This is a genomic window from Megasphaera sp. AF13-6AC (assembly GCF_027685385.1).
Lineage (GTDB): Bacteria > Bacillota > Negativicutes > Veillonellales > Megasphaeraceae > Megasphaera > Megasphaera micronuciformis.
In genome coordinates, this window is record NZ_JAQCUN010000072.1 from 1 (window position 1) to 865 (window position 865).

2 protein-coding genes are annotated in these 865 nt (G+C 52.3%); both read right to left on the reverse strand.

Annotated elements, in window-relative coordinates; all coding sequences use genetic code 11:
* A partial coding sequence (cmk, locus tag PGX78_RS05125) for a (d)CMP kinase (RefSeq protein WP_270445700.1) occupies positions 1-600 on the reverse strand: 600 nt, incomplete at its 3' end.
* A 3-nt stretch (positions 601-603) separates the two neighbouring features.
* A partial coding sequence (locus PGX78_RS05130; protein ID WP_270445702.1) for an NAD(P)/FAD-dependent oxidoreductase occupies positions 604-865 on the reverse strand: 262 nt, incomplete at its 5' end.

Here is an 865-nt window from a genome sequence, read left to right on the forward strand (position 1 = left end):
GTCCACATGTACCGCATCATCGGCTTCGCGCAGGGGTGAAACACGGCGTTCACTATCGGCCTTGTCACGTGCCGCAATATCGGCCTTGACCTTTTCAAGCGGTACGTTTTCACCTTTTTCCGCCAACTGAACACAACGTCTTACCGCACGAGCTTCAACGGAAGCCGTTAAAAAAACCTTGAGCTCCGCCTTCGGCAAAACGACGGTTCCGATGTCCCTTCCGTCTAAAATGACACCGCCGCGGGCGGCAATCTGCCGCTGTAAATCCACCAGCTTTTCTCTTACGGCCGGCAAGGCCGCTACCGCCGATACATGTCCGGTCACTTCGGCACTGCGAATAGGTGCCGTTACATCCGTGCCGTTTACAAATACCCGATCCGTTTCGCCCGGCTCCATATGTATCTCTGCCGTATTGATAAGGCTCTTTAAAGCTTTTTCATCCGTCAAATCGACGTTGGCCTGTAAGACGGCCCATGTCAAAGCTCTGTACATAGCACCCGTATCCAAATATAAGTATCCCGCCCGCTTGGCTACTGCTTTGGCAACACTGCTCTTACCCGCCCCTGCCGGACCGTCTATGGCGACACTGATTTTTTTCATTTCCTATTCACTCCCTCCGGCCGCTTCTACGCCGGCTGCATAACCGGTAGAAAAAGCGGCCTGCAGATTATATCCGCCCGTATAAGCATCAATATCCGTAACTTCTCCGGCAAAATATATATTGGGAACTATCTTGGATTCCATCGTCTTAGGATTGATTTCCCTGACCGACACACCGCCGGCCGTCACGATAGCTTCCGCCAAGGGTCGTACCCCCGTAACGGTAAGTTGCAAATTTTGCAAAGCCTGAACAATCCGTAAACGA